A 19,079-nucleotide genomic window follows, 5' to 3' on the forward strand; every position below is an offset into this window, starting at 1 on the left:
TATGGCTAATCAATCGACATTAAATGCCTTAACAAGAGCATCTATTGAAGCAAGTATTGAAGTTACTCGATTATCAGGGGAAGTTTCAAAGTTGAGAGCTATTCATACAAAATTGAACAAACAGTCAACAACTATAAAGTATGAGGTGACACTTTCTGAAAATATTGCAGGTGATAAGTATGACGATGAAGAGCACCAAGAAAAAGCAGATTTAACCGCCTTAGAAAAAATATTAGTGACAAAAAAAGAGGAAATTCTAGGATTACTGAGTGCCAAAATTAAACAGGTAGAAGCAGATTTAGCAACAGCTAATACGAAGGCAACGAATGCTCAGAGTGCATTGATAGCAGCTATGAACTCATAAAGGAAGTGAATGTATGACAGTAAAAGTAAAGAATATTTCTGGTTTAGAGAATTATGCAACTAGCATCCAGGGGTTCGCTGGTAAATTCGAACTAGCTGCTAACGATACAGTTCGTGAATTCAATACGAGTCTAGAAGGTGAAAAAGCAGAGGCTATTAATGCATTCTTTAGTGTATTAAATAATATCCAAACGACCATATTTTCTACAGCTCCTGAGGCTATTCGAACTTACGGGCGTCATATATCCACTTTCACAGATGCGATTAAAGGGTTGGGGTTCTCAAGTTTAGCATACACAGATGATGATGCAATGACTACTCTATTAAATTCTCTTACTACACCTCAACGTAATGAGATTACAATTGTTAAGGATAATTTAGTTACTGTGCTGGATGAAGCTGTTGAAGCTATGGGAGAAGGAGATTCTAGTTTAGGAAGCTTTGATCCTGTAGCAGATATGTATATAGCAACTGAAATTCTTGCCCGATCAGGGACTCATACAGGAATAATACTGGCAGATTCTGTATTAGCAGATAATGTTAACGGTTCGGCCGATTTGTTTACGAATTTAACGAACCAAATTCATAATTTTAAAGCAGTAACTAAAGTATGTGTTCCAAGTATTTTAGAGGGTATCAAGAGTGGAAATCTCACTAAAGATAAGATGGTTTACCTTAATAGAGTAAGTACGGATGCTGATGTTAGGATCTTAAATGCACAATTAAAGGGAAATACAGCAGAAATCGCAAATATAATGTCTGAGGACCCTGCTAAAGTTTCTGACGGGGCGTATAAAAATGTAGCGGAAGATATGACTTCTTGGATGGATGGAAGTAAATCAGGAATTAAAAAAATACAGTTATTTCTAAATGCGCTTGAAAAAGTTGATCAATCCAAAGTAAAAGAAATAGCAACGAATCTTGGCAATGTACAGGTGATTTTGAAAAAACTTCATGCTGCAGATATGCAAGCATTTGAAAAATCTCCTGATTATAATGAAGCTGAATGGGATCAATACAAAAAAGAGTTGAAACAAATGAATGATTTGTCAGGTCTATTAGCTTCAATACGAGTGCTTAAAATTGGAACTGAACATAAAAGGGAAGAAGTATTAGGGAATAGTACTGATCACAAAGTAAAAGATCTTTATACTCGTAATGGATTAAAAATCGCTTTAAATAACGCGGAAAACTCGGAATGGGTGCTAACTAAGAAAACAATTGAAAAAGGAGTCATAAAAAATGCTAGTGATCCGATTAAAGACTTTGATAAAGTTAAAAATGTACCATTTAAAGAAACTACAAAAGAGCATATTTCTCATTTTGAAAATGGTACTTTAGGTTCACTTAGTGGAAAATATAAGAAAGAGTTGGAACAAATTGCACAGGAACAACAAAAAGTAGAAGATGAATTTTGGGCCTCTGTAGGGAAAAATGGTATAAAAACGATTTTAGAATTCGTTGGAGGGCCAGTAGCGTCAGGAACATTCAGTGTATTTACAGATTTAAGAAATTCAAAAATTGGAGATGGTGTAGAAAATACACAGAGTGTATTAGAAGAAATAACTTCAGGACGTTTAAAAACAATTATTAAAAATTCAGGGAATTATGGAGTTTCTCCTTTATCAAATATGTTACAAGATTTTATGGAAAAAAATAGCAAAATCGAGGAATTTAAAAGAGAAAAAAATGATAAAGAGAAGACGATTTATGATATTTTGGTTGGTCAGGGAGGCTGGACATTATTTGAACGTAATTCTGGGAAAACTAAGGTTGCTTCTCATAGCTCACGACTTTATACAGACTATGGAGCATACAAACGAATAGGAGAGCTTAACCAAAATGGAGTAATGGGATTTGTGGAAGATCAACAATCAAAAAAAACAGAGTCGTCACTGGTTACAAGAGCCAAAACTATAATTAATAAACGTTTTAAGGATGACCCTCGTATGAGAGATTTCCTTTTAGGAGTACATCCTGAGGAGAATAGTTTTAATGCTGAGAGCGCATCTCCGGAAGAACGAGTCTTTCATGCAATGACAGAAGCAGTAGGTGAATTATTTAATGATAAGCCATTAACTGTGCAGAATATGACCTCAGAACAAATTTTTCAAATGTATGATGCATTGATCGAAATTGAAGGAGGTAATGTTTTAACCGACTTTGATAATTATTTTAACGAAAAGTATGGTAACTAAGGAGGAATTAAAATGAAAAAAAATATATTTCTTACTGTCTCATTCCTTTTAGTGATTTCAATTGTTATTTTCGGACTTTTTACCTATCAACATCACCAACAGTTGGAAAAAGCCAAACAAGAACGTGAAAAATATGAAAGATCACGCTATTATACTGGAAAATGGGAAATTGATTCCTATCGTTTTATAGAAGATGGTAAAGGAGTAGTAGTTCATTGGAAGTCTCTAACTCCGGAAGAAGATAAGCTATTTGCTAAGTACAATCCAAATGTAAGTGAGAATTTATTGGGTGCTCATGGAGCATCTAACAAGCGTTATATTGTTCGTTACTATTTTTATAATTCAACTCATCGGTATTCGCAAAAATTACCAAAAGAGGATCCGGATGTGTACTTTAGTCTTTCTATTTATCGAATCAAAGATAAAGAATTAGAGGAGAGCAAGGTAGATCTTTATAAGTTAGTAGGAGATTATAATTCTAAATACATACCAGAAAAAACAGGCGGTATTGAGGAGATAAATGGTAAAGATTATTTACCTATAAAAGTTTACGAAAGAGATTGGGAACTTTCGGAGAGTAAAATTTTATGGCTAAATCTTGAAACGAAGAAAATTGAGTGGGAAGATTCAAAAGAACAAGGTGGATCTAATACGCCTTCTGTTGCTTTAGGACAATTAAAGGTTATTCTAGACAATGCTACGGAACCCTTTAGAACTACCAATGCATATGATGACTCATATCAGAATCAACTAACATTCTTTCCTAATAATTTAAAGGGGAGTGTTATAGAAAAGTCTGATCCAAGGGCTTACCAATTACTCCGTAAAAAGAATTCTCAATTATATATTCTGCTTGATGCTAAATTAAATTATGATACTGTCTACGGAAATGTCCAGCAGTTTATCGACTTGTATCAACTCTTTGTCCCCGCTGATACTAATCTCTACGAAGGAATCACGATTCCAGCAGAATTGAGTACGGATGGACAAGTCCATCAAGTGAATACCAAAGAAGAGTTTGAAGCTTATTATGATGTTGATAAAGATTTAGCATTAAATAAAGAACGCCGGGTATTGATAGAACAGGAAAAGAAAAGGGGGTAATATGGATAAGAACCTAAAGAATATTAATCCTGATAATTTAAATAGGGTAAATGGTGCTTTTCGTGATCTGAGCTCTGAGTTAGAAAATAATGCTTCTGATTTCATTGAGTCTAGTGCTACAGAACAAATTCAAAATGCAACAGATAGTTTAAAAAAATTATCTTCTGAAATGAAGGAGACAATTGGATCTTTGGATGAATTCTTGTGTAATGTTGGTGAATCTTTCAGAGTAGCAGATGACTCTATGGCTAATTCAATTGGTCAGACTATGTATACGAAAGCGCCGGAGACTGGATTGCAACGTCAAGAACGGTATATCCAAGGAGGAAAAACGACATCTGATCAACATTTTCGTCGAAAAATGGTGGAGAATACCAATTCACAATTCAACGATTTCCCTGCATAGCACAACCCATTTTATGAAAGAGTAGTTTTTTCCGAAGGTAATTATATCAAGTGAGATGTTTTATCCCACTGAAAAATCAGGATACAAAAAGGTATTGTCAAATAACGGATAAGTATTTTAGTGATTTTAGCTATTGGAGGTTCTCCTATCAATGGAAAAACAAAATAGACAACAAGAGAAGTTGGACGTACTTTACAAGGATCAGATGAGGTTGGATCTGCAGTTAGAGGACAATCAAGATGAGCAAAAAGCGCTTCGTCTGTTGCGTGAAGATCTTGAGTATTCTCAAGGAGATGCTCTCTATCAGCTCAATGATTTACTCTTGATGGGGGTAACACCTTCTCACCGCTCCTTTTATATCCAACTACTAGAACAGATGGATGAGACAACTCGAAAACTCTTTTTAGATTTAGACGAGCAGGAATTGCAACTTAAACAGCAGTATCGTGAGACAGAGCGTCAGCTTGAAATAGTTCAAAAGAAACGCTCTCAACTCTTAAATGAGCTGACTGAAAAAGAAGCGAAGCAAAATAGATTTTAGAGAGAACCGCGGTTCTCTCTTTTTTCATCCTCTTAACTCTCTCTAACTAGTAATTAATTTGATTTTCAAAGTAATTTCAGGTATGATAGTAAGGTAATATTTTTTAGTGGTATTTGTTTTTTACTTAACTAAATGAAGAAAGAAAATAACATTTAAAAATATTTTGGTATTGGATGAGTGAGATTACATTAAAGATCTGAGTTCAATCCGAGCAAAAGGAAAAGTTAACTTCAAACAAAATAGAACGAATTACAAAATGGTCCTAGCTTTATAGAGTTTTCTGTAACCATTCATGTGACTTTGTCATACATGAGGTGAAAGCTCTAAAGAAAGACCGAGTTTCGTATTTGGCTTGTTTGATGAAGATTTATTTTTTAAATCTGACGACTTTTCAATAGTAGACAATGAAACAGGATGTGCGATAAGTAGAGGTTCGCGTCAGCAATTTATTATTGGCAATAACGAATAATAATTAGGTCAATAAAGACTTTATTTAAAATATTAGTATTCGACGACTTCCTTACCGAACATCCCCCTTCAACGAAAGGATAGTAATTTTCTATGGCAATTCAATCAAATGATACAGTTCATTCCTATGCGGATAGTATTGTGTCTGCTTCAAACTCAGTGAGCTCTGCTACTGGGACAAAAGATGATGGCAATGTTTATCAAGGCCAGAAAGGAATGTCAGCCAATATTGATGGTGATAAAAATGCCGGTGAGCAAGTAAAGGAGCGGGCGATCGACTTTATCCAAGTACTCCATGGAATTCATGCAGAGTTCCAGACGACAGACGCTTCGATTGCAGGATATATCAATAGTCATACAGGGACAGGAAGCGAAGAACTGTATAGTTCGGCAAAGCATTGAGAAAGGAAGAGATAGATGGTTAAAGTAAACTACGGTGCCCTTCAGACGATGTCTTCTACAACTTCAAGCGCTTCTCAAGCGCGTGTAGCAGGCTACAAGCAACTGATCAATGCTTTCAGTACATTTAGTGGCTCATATGAACTACAAGGAGATGGTTATGATGCTGCGCGTACTTATGCGTCAGGAATTATGGTTTCCTATTATCAAGCTTGTATCTTATATTCTGAAGCTGTTGCAGACGCTGCAGACTACCTTGCTGACACCTATACAGCGCTATGTGGTTCAGAGAGTTTGGATGAGGAGGAGCTCCAAACTGAAATTAATAACGCAACTAGAGGGAGTATGCAAGTTAGTTCTTCTATTGCAAGTTTTGAACGAAGAGATAAACTCACTGATTCACAGAAAGCTTCATTAGAATCATTACGTAAACAAGCATCTGAACTGGATGAACAAATTAGGGTGGCTACTGAGAAATTAGAGCACTTAAGAGCCTTTGATACTGCTTCTGCTTCAGCCTGCACCGCAGCAAATGATGCTGCGGCAACAATCGCTTCTGCAGAACATACCCTAGGTGTCTCTTTTGGTGCTAGAACTTTTGAATGTACAACAAGTACGGATTGGGCTACCACTGTTGCAACAAAATGGGAAGCTCGTGCAGTTAACCTACAAGAATCCTATGATAAGGCTCTTCAGAAATTATATAACGGAGAGGAGCTAACAGAATCGGATCTTACAGCAATTGAACGGTATAACAGTGAGTATCCAGGAGTGGTAGATCAGGAAATTCTACAATATACCAAAGAAGTGCGATCTTTAAAAGCTGAGGAGATGCGTTATAGAGTAGTTGTAGATAAAGTTATTGAAGGAAAACAATTAACTAGTGACGAAAGAAAGTTTGCCAAAGAATTTGCAGCTAAATATCCTGATTTAGAAATAAATAAGGTTATATTGAGTACAGTAGAGAGACAGGAAAATTATAAGAAGATTATTGAAAAAGCAAATAAGGGCAAAGAATTAAATGCAGGAGAGCTTGACTTTTTAATAAATTATTATAAAGATTATCTAGATGTTTCAGTACCGAAATCAGTATCTAAATCTTTGAAAAATCGAAAGTTTGAAAATAAAATTAGTCAGTCAAGCCTTGCAAATTTAGAAGAAAGCTATGGATATGCTGTGAAAGACTACGAACGCTATCTTAATACTGGCCAGTATGTATATACAAAAGGAGGTGTTACTCTACAAGAAGCGGCATATATTTATAGAGTTTATAACCTTAAAAAGTCTAGTGGAGAGGACACTTTACAAGAAAGAACAGATAAAAAGAAAATGTTTGCAAATCTTCGAGCATCGGATAAAAAGAAGATTGATTCAAAAACATTAGCGGAGCTTAGTTCAGAACATATTGAATTTATGACTGGTCGTACATCTATTGAGTTCGATTATATTATTGGATCAGATGCAGATAAAGCGAAAAAGGATTATGAATATTATCGTTTTAACGAACTGATGAAAAAGCAACCTATTGATTGGCGTGATCCAGATTATATGAATAAACGTAATCAATATATTTTAAAAACAGGGAAAAATCCATCAACAGGGGAAAAAGCAACCAAAGACGAAATATTTGTGGCTAAGAATTATGGATGGGTGAAAGGTACAACAGATGTTGCGACTGCAACAATTGACCTTCTCGATAATTTGGGGATCTTTCAGTTAGCTATGACTAAAATTTCTAGACCTAAAATCGATACTTCAAAAATCGTTAAGGAAATAAATATATCTGATACAGCTACAGTTCCCAATACTCATACGGATGTGAAAATACCAAAACTCAAGCCAGCTAAAACGGTGGATCTGGAGGTGCCAGTAAAACCTAAAGTTGATGTAAAAGTGCCAAAAATCAAACCAGTTGAAGCAGTGGCTGGAACAACAACTATGGTTCCAAAATCCAAGAAACCAGATATTGATGTGTTGACAAAACCGAAAGATTTATCTACTATAAAGGGCGAGGCTGTTGATCATGTAGGAACAGTTAAACCGAAGGTTGAATTGGATGTACCAGAGGTGAAAGATGTCCACGATGTCGAAGCGCCGAAGTATAACAAAGAACAAATCCTGAAGAATCTTGAAGAAAGTAAACTTGCAAGGGAGAGTTCAGGGTTTAAAGACTTTTCAACTCGAGAAAGATATATAGAGAAAGTCTTTAATAAATTATCTCCTGCGGAAAGGGAATTAATTTTTAATATTTCTAAGAATGCACCTAAGGTGGAATATCGCCCTGGTAACACAGCTAAAAGTGTATTATCAATACCGAAAAATGATCGTCCAAACATCGAAAAGGTTTATAGTTCAGAATACATAGAAGCACACAGACAACAATTTGAGAATGGAGCTATTAAATTTCAGAAATTCACACCCGAAGAAGGTGGATACAATAATGGAGCAATTGGTAATCCAAAAGATCATGTTGCCTTTGTTATGCCTAAAGAAGCTGGCGAAACATTGATTAAAGTGACTAAGGGAGATCCGGAATTGTTGGAAGACATATTAGGGCTACATCGAGGAGACTTAGGCTCTTCCCCTGTAGCTATTGAAATTCCACCAGAATCTATAAAAAATCTAAGAATTCCAAGCGGAAATGAAGATTCTGCTTTTGATGGTTTTTGGAAACCAGGAGGACAGACCTTCCCAGGAAATATGCCAGAAGCAGTCATTGATGAAGTTCCGTGGGGAGAATTTACAATTAGAAAATTAGGAGGCGATTAAAATGAGTTTAACTAAAATAACATGGGAAGAATTTGATACCTTTGATAAAATTGAGTCACCGAAAGGATATGATTTTCGAACACATGAAGGGAAATATTACACTTTCGGAGAGTTTGGAATAGCTTCGGTTCGTCGTGTCTTTGAAATTAATCCTTCTGATTTTAATGAATATTTATTAGGCAAGAGGACGGCACGTGAAATTGATTTTAAAGCACAGAATGATCGTTGGCCACCGACGGAAGAAGAAAAGAGAGCTAGTGAGAAACGATTCATAGAAGAGAGCCCTACATCTTTAATTGATTTACCTGAAACTAGAGATTTATTTACTAAAGAAGAACTTGAAAAATTAATTCCGATTGCTGAGCAAATGTGGATTGACTGGAGAGGCAAACTTCCAGATGATTATGTATCGCCATTGAAATAGCCTGCGTGGAACTTGTTTGGCTCTTTATCAACTGTAGTGAGTTGATAAAAAATTACAACCTGGAGAGAACCGAATTGGTTCTCTTTTTTAGTGGTCATCGGGGCTTTCTTTGCCATGTACCGTCCGAACCTCCAAGCGCAAAAAGAACAGGAGGAGAAAGTGGAAATCAGGCAGAAGTTGCAGCCAGCTGTGGAGAATATCCAAAAGCAAGAACAAAGCTCACGAGAAGCGGTCCAGTCTCAGATGAAGGATTTGCTTCGGACACCGAGCTCCAGTTCAGAAACAGAAGCAACAAGTGGGGAATGATCAGGATTGCCTGCTGTTGACCAATCATCGAGAAATCACCGTCCTATCGGTGATTTTTTTGTCTTCACTTCTCCCTCGAATTAATCCTTAAATTGTGATAAAATAAGGGTTACGAATGCTTTTAAATGGTTCTGTTTTTGCTTAGAAGCGGGCTACTCAAAAGCGAGCAAAAGAATCAAGATCAAGGGAGAAACAATGTCCAACACCTTTGAAATTTTAATGGATCAGCTGGATATGCCGCTGGAGATGCGATCTTCCAGTGCCTTTTTGCATGCGGAGATTCAAGAAGTCGTGGTGCACAAGGTCAGCCGGGTCTGGGAGTTCCGCTTTGCCTTTGCGGAAGTCTTGCCGATCACTTTGTTTAAGGAATTGCGCCAGCGCTTGAAGGAAGAATTTTCAAAGACGGGAAACCAGGCAACCTTTACCATACAAGTGGCTAATCCGGATTTTTCTGCGGATTTATTGCAGGCCTACTATCGGGAGGTCTTTGAGGATGGCCCTTGCGCGAGTCAAGGCTTTAAGGGGCTCTACCAAGACTTGCAGGTGCGGGCGGAAGGGCAGGAATTGATCATCTCAGGGCCTTCTTCGGTCGATACGGAGCATTTTCGTAAGAACCATTTGCCCAACCTTGCCAAGCAGTTGGAAGCCTTCGGTTTTCCGCATTTCACCTGTCGAGTGGAGTCTGATGAAGAGCTGACAGAGCAAGAAGTGGCGCGCTTTGAGCAGGAAAATGAAAAGATCTTCCAAGCAGCCAATGAAGAGACCTTGCGAGCTATGGAATCCTTGGCCCAGATGGCTCCGCCACCAGCGGTTGAAGAAAAGCCAGCCTTTGATTTTAAGGCTAAGAAGGTGGCGACTAAACCTAAGCTAGACAAGGCCGAGATCACTCCGATGATCGAGATTACGACAGAAGAGAACCGGATTGTCTTTGAGGGTGTGGTCTTTGACGTGGAGCACAAGGTGACACGGACCGGTCGGGTCTTGATTAGCTTTAAGATGACCGACTATACCTCGAGTTTTTCCCTTCAGAAATGGGTCAAAAATGAGGAAGAAGCCCAGAAGTTTGACATGATCAAGAAGAACAGCTGGCTCCGGGTGCGGGGAAATATCGAAATGAACAATTTCACGCGCGACTTGACCATGAATGTCCAAGATATCCAGGAAGTCGTGCATTATGCCCGCAAGGACCTGATGCCAGAGGGTGAGCGCCGGGTGGAATTCCACGCCCATACCAATATGTCCACCATGGATGCCCTGCCGGAAGTCGAAGAGCTGATCGCCAAGGCAGCCGAGTGGGGGCATAAGGCGGTGGCCATCACCGACCATGGCAATGTGCAGAGTTTCCCGCACGGCTTTAAAGCAGCCAAGAAAGCTGGGATCCAGCTGATCTATGGGATGGAAGCCAATATCGTAGAGGACAAGGTGCCCATCACCTATAATGAGGTGGATCTGGACCTCAATGAAGCGACTTATGTGGTCTTTGACGTGGAAACGACGGGACTTTCAGCCATCTACAATGACTTGATCCAGGTCGCAGCTTCTAAGATGTACAAGGGCAATGTCATTGAGGAGTTTGATGAGTTTATCGATCCAGGCCATCCTCTGTCCGCCTTTACGACCCAATTGACAGGGATCACCAACGAGCATGTTCGGGGAGCTAAGCCCTTGGTGCAGGTCTTGAAGGAGTTTCAGGCCTTCTGTGAGGGAACGGTTCTCGTTGCCCACAATGCTACCTTTGACGTGGGATTCATGAATGCCAACTATGAGCGTCATGGTCTTCCCAAGATCACTCAGCCAGTCATCGATACCCTAGAATTTGCCCGTAACCTCTATCCAGATTTTAAACGGCATGGCTTGGGGCCATTGACCAAGCGCTTTGGGGTAGGCTTGGAGCACCACCACATGGCCAACTATGATGCGGAAGCGACGGGGCGCCTGCTCTTTATCTTCATTAAAGATGTCGCTGAAAAGCACGGGGTGACCAATCTTAAGGACTTGAATATCGATTTGATCGATGAGAATTCTTATAAGAAGGCGCGGGTCAAGCATGCGACTCTCTATGTTAAGAATCAGACCGGCCTTAAGAACATGTTTAAACTGGTGTCACTTTCTGGGACCAAGTATTTCGAAGGAGTCCCACGGATTCCCAAGACCGTGCTGGACGCCCACCGCGAGGGCTTGATCCTCGGATCGGCCTGCTCAGAAGGGGAAGTTTTTGATGCGGTCATGTCGCAAGGTGTGGATGCGGCAGTCGAAGTGGCCAAGTACTACGACTTTATCGAGGTGATGCCACCGGCTATCTACGCGCCCCTCATTGCCAAGGAGCAGGTCAAGGACATGGACGAACTCCAGACCATTATCAAGAGCTTGATCGAAGTGGGAGATCGTCTCGGCAAGCCCGTTCTTGCGACAGGAAATGTCCACTATCTAGAGCCGGAAGATGAGATCTATCGGGAGATTATTGTCCGTAGTCTCGGTCAAGGGGCTATGATCAACCGGACCATTGGCCACGGAGAAGATGCCCAGCCAGCGCCACTGCCAAAAGCGCATTTTAGAACCACCAATGAAATGCTGGATGAATTCGCCTTTTTGGGAGAGGACTTGGCGCGCAAGATTGTTATTGAAAATACCAATGCGCTCGCAGAGACCTTTGAGCCGGTCGAAGTGGTCAAGGGCGACCTCTATACGCCATTTATCGACAAGGCCGAAGAAACAGTTGCAGAATTGACCTACAAGCGGGCCTTTGAGATCTATGGTAATCCCCTCCCTGATATTGTCGATTTGCGGATAGAAAAGGAATTAACCTCCATCTTGGGGAATGGCTTTGCCGTGATTTATCTGGCCTCGCAAATGCTGGTGCATCGTTCCAATGAGCGGGGCTATCTGGTTGGATCGCGTGGATCCGTTGGATCCAGCTTTGTCGCGACCATGATTGGGATCACCGAGGTTAATCCGCTCTCGCCTCACTATGTCTGCAGCCAGTGCCAGTACAGTGAGTTCATCACAGACGGTTCTTATGGATCTGGTTTTGATATGCCGGACAAGGATTGTCCAAACTGTGGCCACAAGCTCAGCAAAAATGGGCAGGATATTCCTTTTGAAACCTTCCTCGGTTTCGATGGGGACAAGGTACCCGATATCGATTTGAACTTCTCCGGGGAAGACCAGCCGAGTGCCCACTTGGATGTCCGCGATATCTTTGGGGAAGAATATGCCTTCCGGGCAGGAACGGTAGGTACGGTCGCAGCTAAGACTGCCTACGGTTTTGTCAAGGGTTATGAGCGGGACTATGGCAAGTACTACCGGGATGCCGAGGTCGAGCGCTTGGCTCTTGGTGCAGCTGGGGTCAAACGGACGACCGGTCAGCACCCGGGGGGAATCGTTGTTATTCCAAACTATATGGATGTCTATGACTTTACTCCGGTCCAGTATCCGGCAGACGATGTGACAGCTGAATGGCAGACCACTCACTTTAACTTCCACGATATCGATGAGAACGTCCTCAAGCTCGATGTCCTGGGACATGATGATCCGACCATGATTCGCAAGCTCCAAGACTTGTCAGGTATTGATCCAAATGATATCCCTATGGATGATCCAGGGGTCATGGCTCTCTTTTCTGGGACGGAAGTGCTAGGGGTGACAGCTGAGCAGATCGGAACGCCGACAGGAATGTTGGGGATTCCAGAGTTTGGGACCAACTTTGTTCGGGGCATGGTCGAAGAAACCCATCCGACGACCTTCGCGGAGCTCTTGCAGCTCTCTGGTCTGTCTCACGGTACCGACGTGTGGTTGGGAAATGCCCAAGATTTGATCAAGGCGGGCATTGCCGATCTATCGACCGTTATCGGGTGTCGGGACGACATCATGGTGTATCTCATGCACGCGGGGCTCAAGCCTAAGATGGCCTTTACCATCATGGAGCGCGTGCGGAAAGGCATGTGGCTCAAGATCTCAGAAGAAGAGCGCAATGGCTACATCCAAGCCATGAAGGAAAACAATGTCCCTGAATGGTACATCGAGTCCTGTGGGAAGATCAAGTACATGTTCCCTAAAGCCCATGCGGCGGCCTATGTTATGATGGCCCTTCGTGTGGCCTACTTTAAGGTGCATCATCCACTTTATTACTACTGTGCTTACTTCTCGATTCGGGCTAAGGCCTTTGACATCAAGACCATAGGAGCAGGCCTTGAGGCCGTGAAAGCTCGGATGAAGGAAATCGCTGAGAAACGTAAGAACAACGAAGCTTCCAATGTGGAGATTGATCTCTACACTACCCTTGAGATTGTCAATGAGATGTGGGAGCGGGGCTTCAAGTTTGGCAAGCTAGACCTCTATCGCAGTCAGGCGACAGAATTCTTGATCGATGGGGATACCCTGATTCCGCCATTTGTCGCTATGGATGGTCTGGGAGAGAACGTTGCCAAGCAAATCGTGCGGGCGCGTGAAGAAGGAGAATTCCTCTCAAAGACCGAGCTCCGGAAGCGTGGCGGTGTTTCGTCTACCCTGGTTGAAAAGATGGATGAGATGGGCATTCTTGGCAATATGCCAGAGGATAACCAGTTGAGCCTCTTTGATGATTTGTTCTAGAAACAAAGGAGGAGAACATGAAGTTAGAAATTTTTGCAGAAGACAAACCAGCTGAAAAAGTCTTTGAGTACAAGCTAGAAGTGGCAGACCATGTGCTGCTCCTTTCCACCGCCATGATCTCAGGAGCGATTGCTCTAGCCGGCTTATTTTCAGCCTTGAAAGATTAACTGATAGCCTCTATTTTCCTTTTGAAAATAGAGGTTTTTCAGTCCTTTCAGATCTGATAAGTGTTTTCTTTGGCACTAGATTGTGTTACAATTTTTAGTGACAAGTGTTTATAACAAGGAAACAGAAAAGATGAAACAGAGGAAAAGCGCGTGGCAAGATATTTAGTAGGGCCTTACAACAATAGTTGGAACTTTATGGATGCGATTGAAAAAGCGCAGGATGGGGATACCATCGAGTTTGAAAATGGGTATGTCTTTCAATGGCCGACAAATAAAGTGATCGAGATCGACAAGAACCTTCATTTTGTGGGGCATGTGGTCCCAAATCCAAATGGCAATGGGCGCATGTTTAACAACATCATTGAGGCTTCCTTCCGATTTGTAGAGGGAGCTCAGGTGACATTTGAAGATCTGTGGTTTAAAGTTGGTGGGAATTATACTACCTTGCTCTTATGGAATAGCTCAGATATCACCTGTAAACAGGTCTATTTTGAAGCAACCACTCCGACAAATAGTGAATTTTTTATCTATATGGATACGCATTCGAAGTTGACACTGGAAGGAGTCGGGATGAAGGTTCCGGAAAAACACCAAAGTGCCATCGGTATGTCCGCTTCGGAATTGACTATTCGCAATTCAACGATCTTTTCTAAGATAGATCTGTCAGAAGGCTCTAAATTGGCCTTAGAAAATGTCCATATTGAAATATTTGGGAATAATACCATCCATGCCAAGGACTCAGAAGTGATTGCAAAAAATTCAACGATTACAGGCGGGGATCTGGAAAAGGATTTTCCACCAGTTTGGTTGAGGAATGTCATCTGGGAGTCTGAAAACTGTAAAATTGAGCTACCTACCGGTACTGGGGTCTGTCTTGATAATAATGTTCAATTCAATTCGGATTCGGATCGTATAACCTCCATCAATTCATTCAATAGTATGATCCGAGCTCACCAGGCTACATTTACAGAATTTTTATGCGTCTATGAAGAGTCCTTTGCTTCCCTGACTGGAGAAACAACCTTCTTGAATGAGAATGCCGAAACCATTTCATTTGGCGTTTTTGATGATGGTGTGCTGATGGCTGAGCATATGATTTGTCATAAGATTGCGGATCCTAATATACGGCTTCAAGGTGGAGCCTTTGCGAAGGTGGGCACCATGACCTATAAGCAAGGGGATGCGCGTGATCTGACCAAGGAAATCGAGGATGACTGTGACTATCTTGTTAGCAGAGAAGTGGCGAAGGGCAATGCGCAAGTCGTTCCTACGGGACAGACGACGGATGCAACGGTGGCTCCAACCACCGCAAGAGACTCTGGACCAGAGAAGAAACAAGATGCTCTTCAAGAACTCAATAGCCTGATTGGTCTTGAAAAAGTCAAACATGAGATCAAGAAAATGATCAACATGGTGGAATTCAATAAGAAACGAATCGCCAGTGGCAAGGCACCTGAAAAGCAAACCTTGCACGCTGCTTTTATGGGAAATCCTGGTACAGGGAAAACCACTGTGGCCCGTCTGTTGGGACAAGTGCTCTTTGATGCAGGTGTCCTCTCAGGGGAAGAATTCCGTTTCGTGGAAGCAACGGAGTCCGATCTGATCTCTTCGAATATTGGAGGAACGGCTGAACAGACCCAGGCCCTGCTTGAAAAAGCGCGAGGAGGCATCCTCTTTATCGATGAAGCCTATAGCTTGGATAAAAAGGACAGCGGTGCGGACTTTGGGATCGAGGCGATCAATACCATCCTTAAATTTATGGAGGACAATCGTGACGATATCATGATTATCTTTGCCGGCTATACCAAGGAAATGGAGGAGTTCTTAAAGACCAATCCAGGCCTTCGTTCTCGGGTGCCAAATAATTTCATCTTTGAAGATTTCACAGGAGATGAGATTGTCCAACTAGGTGAAATGATCCTAAGCAAAGGGGACTACAAACTCGAAGACCGGGATTACTATGCGCGGCATGTTAAGCGGGCTTATGATGGCTCGCTAGATAAGAGCAATGGTCGCTGGATCCGGAACCTGGATGAGCAATTGACCAAGACCATGGCAGATCGGGTGGTGGCCCAAGGTTCCGACGATATTGAGACCATCCTCAATAGCGATATCGATGCTGTCCTTAACCAAGGTAAGTATCAAGCAGGAGCCGACAAGGAAGAAGATGGGATGGCTGCCCTCAACCGTTTGGTTGGAATTGCTAAGGTGAAAGAGCAAGTTGAACAATTCGTGGCCATGGCTGAGTTCAACCAAAAACGGGCTGAACAAGGTGGCATCGTTGAAGATACGACCTTGCACTCTCTCTTTCTTGGAAATCCTGGTACAGGGAAGACCACCGTGGCCCGTATTTTGGGCAATATCCTCTTCCAAAAAGGGGTTATCAAGCAGAAGAAATTCATTGAAGTTTCGCGGAGCAATCTGGTTGGAGGCTACCAAGGTCAAACAGCCTTGAAGACGCGTGAAGTTTTGGAGAGTGCACTGGGTGGAGTCCTCTTTATCGATGAGGCCTACACGCTCTATACCGGTTTAAATGATGATTTTGGGAAGGAAGCCTTGGATGAAGTCCTCAAATTTATGGAGGATCACCGCCGCGATATCGTCATTATCTTTGCTGGTTACACGAAAGAGATGCACGACTTCTTGCAGGTCAATTCAGGTTTGCAAAGTCGGATCCCGACGACATTTGACTTTGAAGACTATAGTCCAGATGAAATCGTCGAGATCGGTCTGTTGGGATTGCGCAAGCAAGGTTACCAGGTCAATGAAGCCCTTTATGGAGAGATTGTGAAAGGGAATTATATGCGTGCCAATGACCATAGTAATGGTCGCTGGGTTCGCAATCTCAATGAAAAACTCTTGCGCCAAGTATCAACTCGGGTAACCCGTGAAGGTAGTACAGACTACAATTCCATTTTGGATCAAGATTTGGAAGCTTTGAGAGAGAATAGCAGTTCTGAACAAGCCCATACCGTGGATGATCAAGGTTATGTTCTTCCTTAAGCTAGAAGGGACAAGAAAAAGGAGGCTGGGACAAAAGTCCTAGCCTCTCAATTATTTTTGGATTGTCGAGCAAGACGCAGTGGTTGAGTGGGCTCTACTACGCTGATTTCATCAGCTTTTACAGCCCTACTCAACTTTGCGGAGGTGGGACGACGAAATCGAATTCTAACGAATTACCGATTTCTGTCCCACTCTCTTTTTGCATGGACTTATGGTATACTAGGAGGAGATCATTCACTTATGAAGGAGAAAACAATGGTTTTACCAAATTTTAAAGAAAACCTCGAAAAATACGCTAAATTATTGGTTGCGAACGGTATCAACGTGCAACCTGGCCATACCTTGGTCTTGAACATTGATGTGGAACAAAGAGAATTGGCCCACTTGATTGTGAAGGAAGCCTATGCCTTGGGGGCACACGAAGTGATTGTCCAATGGGCAGATGATTTCACTACCCGGGAAAAATTCCTCCATGCACCGATGGATCGCTTGGACAACGTGCCTGACTACAAGATTGCAGAGATGAACTACCTCTTAGACCACAAGGCTAGTCGCTTGGGTGTGCGTTCATCTGATCCAGGTGCCTTAAATGGTGTCGATGCAGAGAAACTTTCGGCATCTGCTAAGGCTTTGGGCATGGCCATGAAACCAATGCGCATCGCTACTCAATCCAACAAGGTCAGCTGGACCGTTGCTGCTGCAGCAGGTTTAGAATGGGCGAAAAAGGTCTTCCCAAATGCGGCGAGCGATGAAGAAGCAGTGGATCTCCTGTGGGATCAAATCTTCAAGACTTGCCGAGTTTACGAGGAAGATCCAGTCAAAGCATGGGAAAAGCATGCAGCTATTCTCAAGAGCAAGGCAGATACACTGAATAAGGAACAATTCTCAGCCCTTCATTACACAGCCCCAGGGACTGATTTGACTCTTGGCTTGCCGAAAAACCACGTCTGGGAATCTGCCGGAGCCATCAATGCCCAAGGAGAAAGTTTCTTGCCAAACATGCCGACAGAAGAGGTCTTCACAGCTCCTGACTTCCGCCGTGCAGAAGGCTATGTAACGTCTACAAAACCGCTTAGCTATAACGGAAACATCATCGAAGGGATCAAAGTGACCTTTGAAAATGGAGAAATCGTAGACATCACAGCAGAAAAAGGCGATCAAGTCATGAAAGATTTGGTCTTCAAAAACAAGGGAGCGCGTGCCTTGGGTGAATGTGCCCTCGTACCAGATCCAAGCCCAATTTCACAGTCAGGGATCACCTTCTTTAACACTCTCTTTGATGAAAATGCCTCTAACCACTTGGCCATCGGAGCAGCCTATGCAACCAGTGTAGAAGGTGGCGCAGAGTTCACAGAAGAAGAACTCGAAGCAGCCGGCCTCAACCGCTCAGACGTTCACGTCGACTTCATGATCGGCTCAAGCCAAATGGATATCGACGGCATCCGAGAAGACGGAACCCGTGTCCCAGTCTTCCGCAACGGAGATTGGGCAATATAGGGAGCAGGACAGAAATCGGTAGACGCAGTCTCGATTTCGTAGTCCTGCCCCCACACAGTTGATTAGACTGGACGAAGAACCGAAAGGTTCGAGTACCGTCAATCAACCACTGTGCCGAGAGACAGAAATCGGTAGACGCAGTCTCGTAAAAAAAGTAAGGTAGTAGTGATGATTCACTACTACCTTACTTTTTTGTCATTTGCTCTATTCTAAAATCAAAAGGCCTTCTTTGATTTCAAATGGGTTGTTTGGGTTGATGCGGTCATAGAACATGATGCCGTTGGTGTGGTCAATTTCATGTTGAACGACGATGGAGTTGTAGCCCTTGAGTTTGATGCGTTTCTTTTCCCCATCTTTTGTGAAATACTCAACCGTCACGCGGGCATGGCGAACCACATAGCCAGGGACGTTGCGGTCTACAGAGAGACAGCCTTCCCCGTCGCCAAGCGCAGCATCTTGCACAGAATGGGCGACAACCTTTGGATTATACATGACTTCTTGAAGGCTATAGGCTTCTTTTGGTGGGTTTCCATCGGCATCTTCTGGATTGGGAACTAAAACAGCTATAATCCGTTTTGAGATATCCAGCTGAGGAGCTGCGAGTCCCACTCCTCCACGGAGGCCAAGTTTTTCAGCCATAACAGGGTCTTGAGAATGGTGCAAGAATTGCATCATTTTTTCACCCAGGATAATTTCCTGATCAGACAAAGGGAAGGTCACGTCTTCTGCAACAGCTCGAAGTGTTGGATTTCCTTCGCGGATAATGTCATCCATATCAATCAAATGGGACGCTCTTGTAACTTTTTCAATTGCTTTCATCGTTTTACTCTCACTTTCTTTCTAC

Annotated in this window: 14 protein-coding genes; 13 read left to right on the forward strand and 1 reads right to left on the reverse strand. The window is 42.3% G+C overall.

Annotation, left to right across the window (positions count from 1 at the left end; translation table 11 throughout):
• Position 1: 1 nt before the first annotated feature.
• From QM870_RS05555 to QM870_RS05615, 13 genes are all read left to right on the forward strand, one after another.
• A complete protein-coding gene (locus tag QM870_RS05555) occupies positions 2-364 on the forward strand; it encodes a hypothetical protein (protein ID WP_414368951.1) in 363 nt (120 codons plus the stop codon).
• Between the two features lie 13 nt (positions 365-377).
• Complete coding sequence (locus QM870_RS05560) at positions 378-2,561, forward strand: hypothetical protein (RefSeq protein WP_223325210.1); 2,184 nt, start codon at positions 378-380, stop codon at positions 2,559-2,561.
• 12 nt (positions 2,562-2,573) lie between these two features.
• On the forward strand, positions 2,574-3,665 hold the full coding sequence (locus QM870_RS05565; protein ID WP_223325209.1) for a hypothetical protein: 1,092 nt from the start codon (positions 2,574-2,576) through the stop codon (positions 3,663-3,665).
• A 1-nt stretch (position 3,666) separates the two neighbouring features.
• Positions 3,667-4,071 carry a hypothetical protein gene (locus tag QM870_RS05570; RefSeq protein WP_414368953.1) on the forward strand — a complete coding sequence of 135 codons (405 nt, stop codon included), beginning with the start codon at positions 3,667-3,669 and terminating at the stop codon, positions 4,069-4,071.
• Positions 4,072-4,222: 151 nt separating this feature from the next.
• A complete protein-coding gene (locus QM870_RS05575; RefSeq protein WP_414368955.1) occupies positions 4,223-4,612 on the forward strand; it encodes a hypothetical protein in 390 nt (129 codons plus the stop codon).
• 561 nt (positions 4,613-5,173) lie between these two features.
• A complete protein-coding gene (locus QM870_RS05580; protein ID WP_414368956.1) occupies positions 5,174-5,482 on the forward strand; it encodes a TIGR04197 family type VII secretion effector in 309 nt (102 codons plus the stop codon).
• 15 nt (positions 5,483-5,497) lie between these two features.
• A complete protein-coding gene (locus QM870_RS05585) occupies positions 5,498-8,248 on the forward strand; it encodes a hypothetical protein (protein ID WP_414368958.1) in 2,751 nt (916 codons plus the stop codon).
• Between the two features lies 1 nt (position 8,249).
• Positions 8,250-8,672, forward strand: a complete 423-nt coding sequence (locus QM870_RS05590; RefSeq protein WP_049473070.1) for a hypothetical protein — start codon at positions 8,250-8,252, stop codon at positions 8,670-8,672.
• A gap of 159 nt (positions 8,673-8,831) precedes the next feature.
• On the forward strand, positions 8,832-8,978 hold the full coding sequence (locus QM870_RS05595; protein ID WP_160312937.1) for a hypothetical protein: 147 nt from the start codon (positions 8,832-8,834) through the stop codon (positions 8,976-8,978).
• Positions 8,979-9,173: 195 nt separating this feature from the next.
• Positions 9,174-13,568 carry a PolC-type DNA polymerase III gene (locus tag QM870_RS05600; protein WP_414368960.1) on the forward strand — a complete coding sequence of 1,465 codons (4,395 nt, stop codon included), beginning with the start codon at positions 9,174-9,176 and terminating at the stop codon, positions 13,566-13,568.
• Between the two features lie 17 nt (positions 13,569-13,585).
• On the forward strand, positions 13,586-13,735 hold the full coding sequence (locus QM870_RS05605) for a hypothetical protein (protein ID WP_118095917.1): 150 nt from the start codon (positions 13,586-13,588) through the stop codon (positions 13,733-13,735).
• 150 nt (positions 13,736-13,885) lie between these two features.
• Positions 13,886-16,738 carry an AAA family ATPase gene (locus QM870_RS05610; RefSeq protein ID WP_414368962.1) on the forward strand — a complete coding sequence of 951 codons (2,853 nt, stop codon included), beginning with the start codon at positions 13,886-13,888 and terminating at the stop codon, positions 16,736-16,738.
• A gap of 255 nt (positions 16,739-16,993) precedes the next feature.
• Positions 16,994-18,235: an aminopeptidase gene (locus tag QM870_RS05615; RefSeq protein WP_371475462.1), complete on the forward strand. Its 1,242-nt coding sequence runs from the start codon at positions 16,994-16,996 to the stop codon at positions 18,233-18,235.
• A 204-nt stretch (positions 18,236-18,439) separates the two neighbouring features.
• Here QM870_RS05615 and def read toward each other — a convergent pair whose 3' ends face one another.
• Positions 18,440-19,054, reverse strand: a complete 615-nt coding sequence (gene def, locus QM870_RS05620) for a peptide deformylase (RefSeq protein ID WP_003004253.1) — start codon at positions 19,052-19,054, stop codon at positions 18,440-18,442.
• Positions 19,055-19,079: the final 25 nt, after the last annotated feature.

It is taken from the genome of Streptococcus parasanguinis (assembly GCF_047463195.1).
Lineage (GTDB): Bacteria > Bacillota > Bacilli > Lactobacillales > Streptococcaceae > Streptococcus > Streptococcus parasanguinis_R.

Bases quoted from the DNA above. Each gene is read 5' to 3' on its own strand.
- QM870_RS05615 (WP_371475462.1), top strand. From the start codon at position 16,994: ATGGTTTTACCAAATTTTAAAGAAAACCTCGAAAAATACGCTAAATTA.
- QM870_RS05600 (WP_414368960.1), top strand. From the start codon at position 9,174: ATGTCCAACACCTTTGAAATTTTAATGGATCAGCTGGATATGCCGCTG.
- QM870_RS05560 (WP_223325210.1), top strand. From the start codon at position 378: ATGACAGTAAAAGTAAAGAATATTTCTGGTTTAGAGAATTATGCAACT.
- QM870_RS05585 (WP_414368958.1), top strand. From the start codon at position 5,498: ATGGTTAAAGTAAACTACGGTGCCCTTCAGACGATGTCTTCTACAACT.
- QM870_RS05555 (WP_414368951.1), top strand. From the start codon at position 2: ATGGCTAATCAATCGACATTAAATGCCTTAACAAGAGCATCTATTGAA.
- QM870_RS05590 (WP_049473070.1), top strand. From the start codon at position 8,250: ATGAGTTTAACTAAAATAACATGGGAAGAATTTGATACCTTTGATAAA.
- def (WP_003004253.1), bottom strand. From the start codon at position 19,054: ATGAAAGCAATTGAAAAAGTTACAAGAGCGTCCCATTTGATTGATATG.
- QM870_RS05565 (WP_223325209.1), top strand. From the start codon at position 2,574: ATGAAAAAAAATATATTTCTTACTGTCTCATTCCTTTTAGTGATTTCA.
- QM870_RS05605 (WP_118095917.1), top strand. From the start codon at position 13,586: ATGAAGTTAGAAATTTTTGCAGAAGACAAACCAGCTGAAAAAGTCTTT.
- QM870_RS05570 (WP_414368953.1), top strand. From the start codon at position 3,667: ATGGATAAGAACCTAAAGAATATTAATCCTGATAATTTAAATAGGGTA.
- QM870_RS05580 (WP_414368956.1), top strand. From the start codon at position 5,174: ATGGCAATTCAATCAAATGATACAGTTCATTCCTATGCGGATAGTATT.
- QM870_RS05575 (WP_414368955.1), top strand. From the start codon at position 4,223: ATGGAAAAACAAAATAGACAACAAGAGAAGTTGGACGTACTTTACAAG.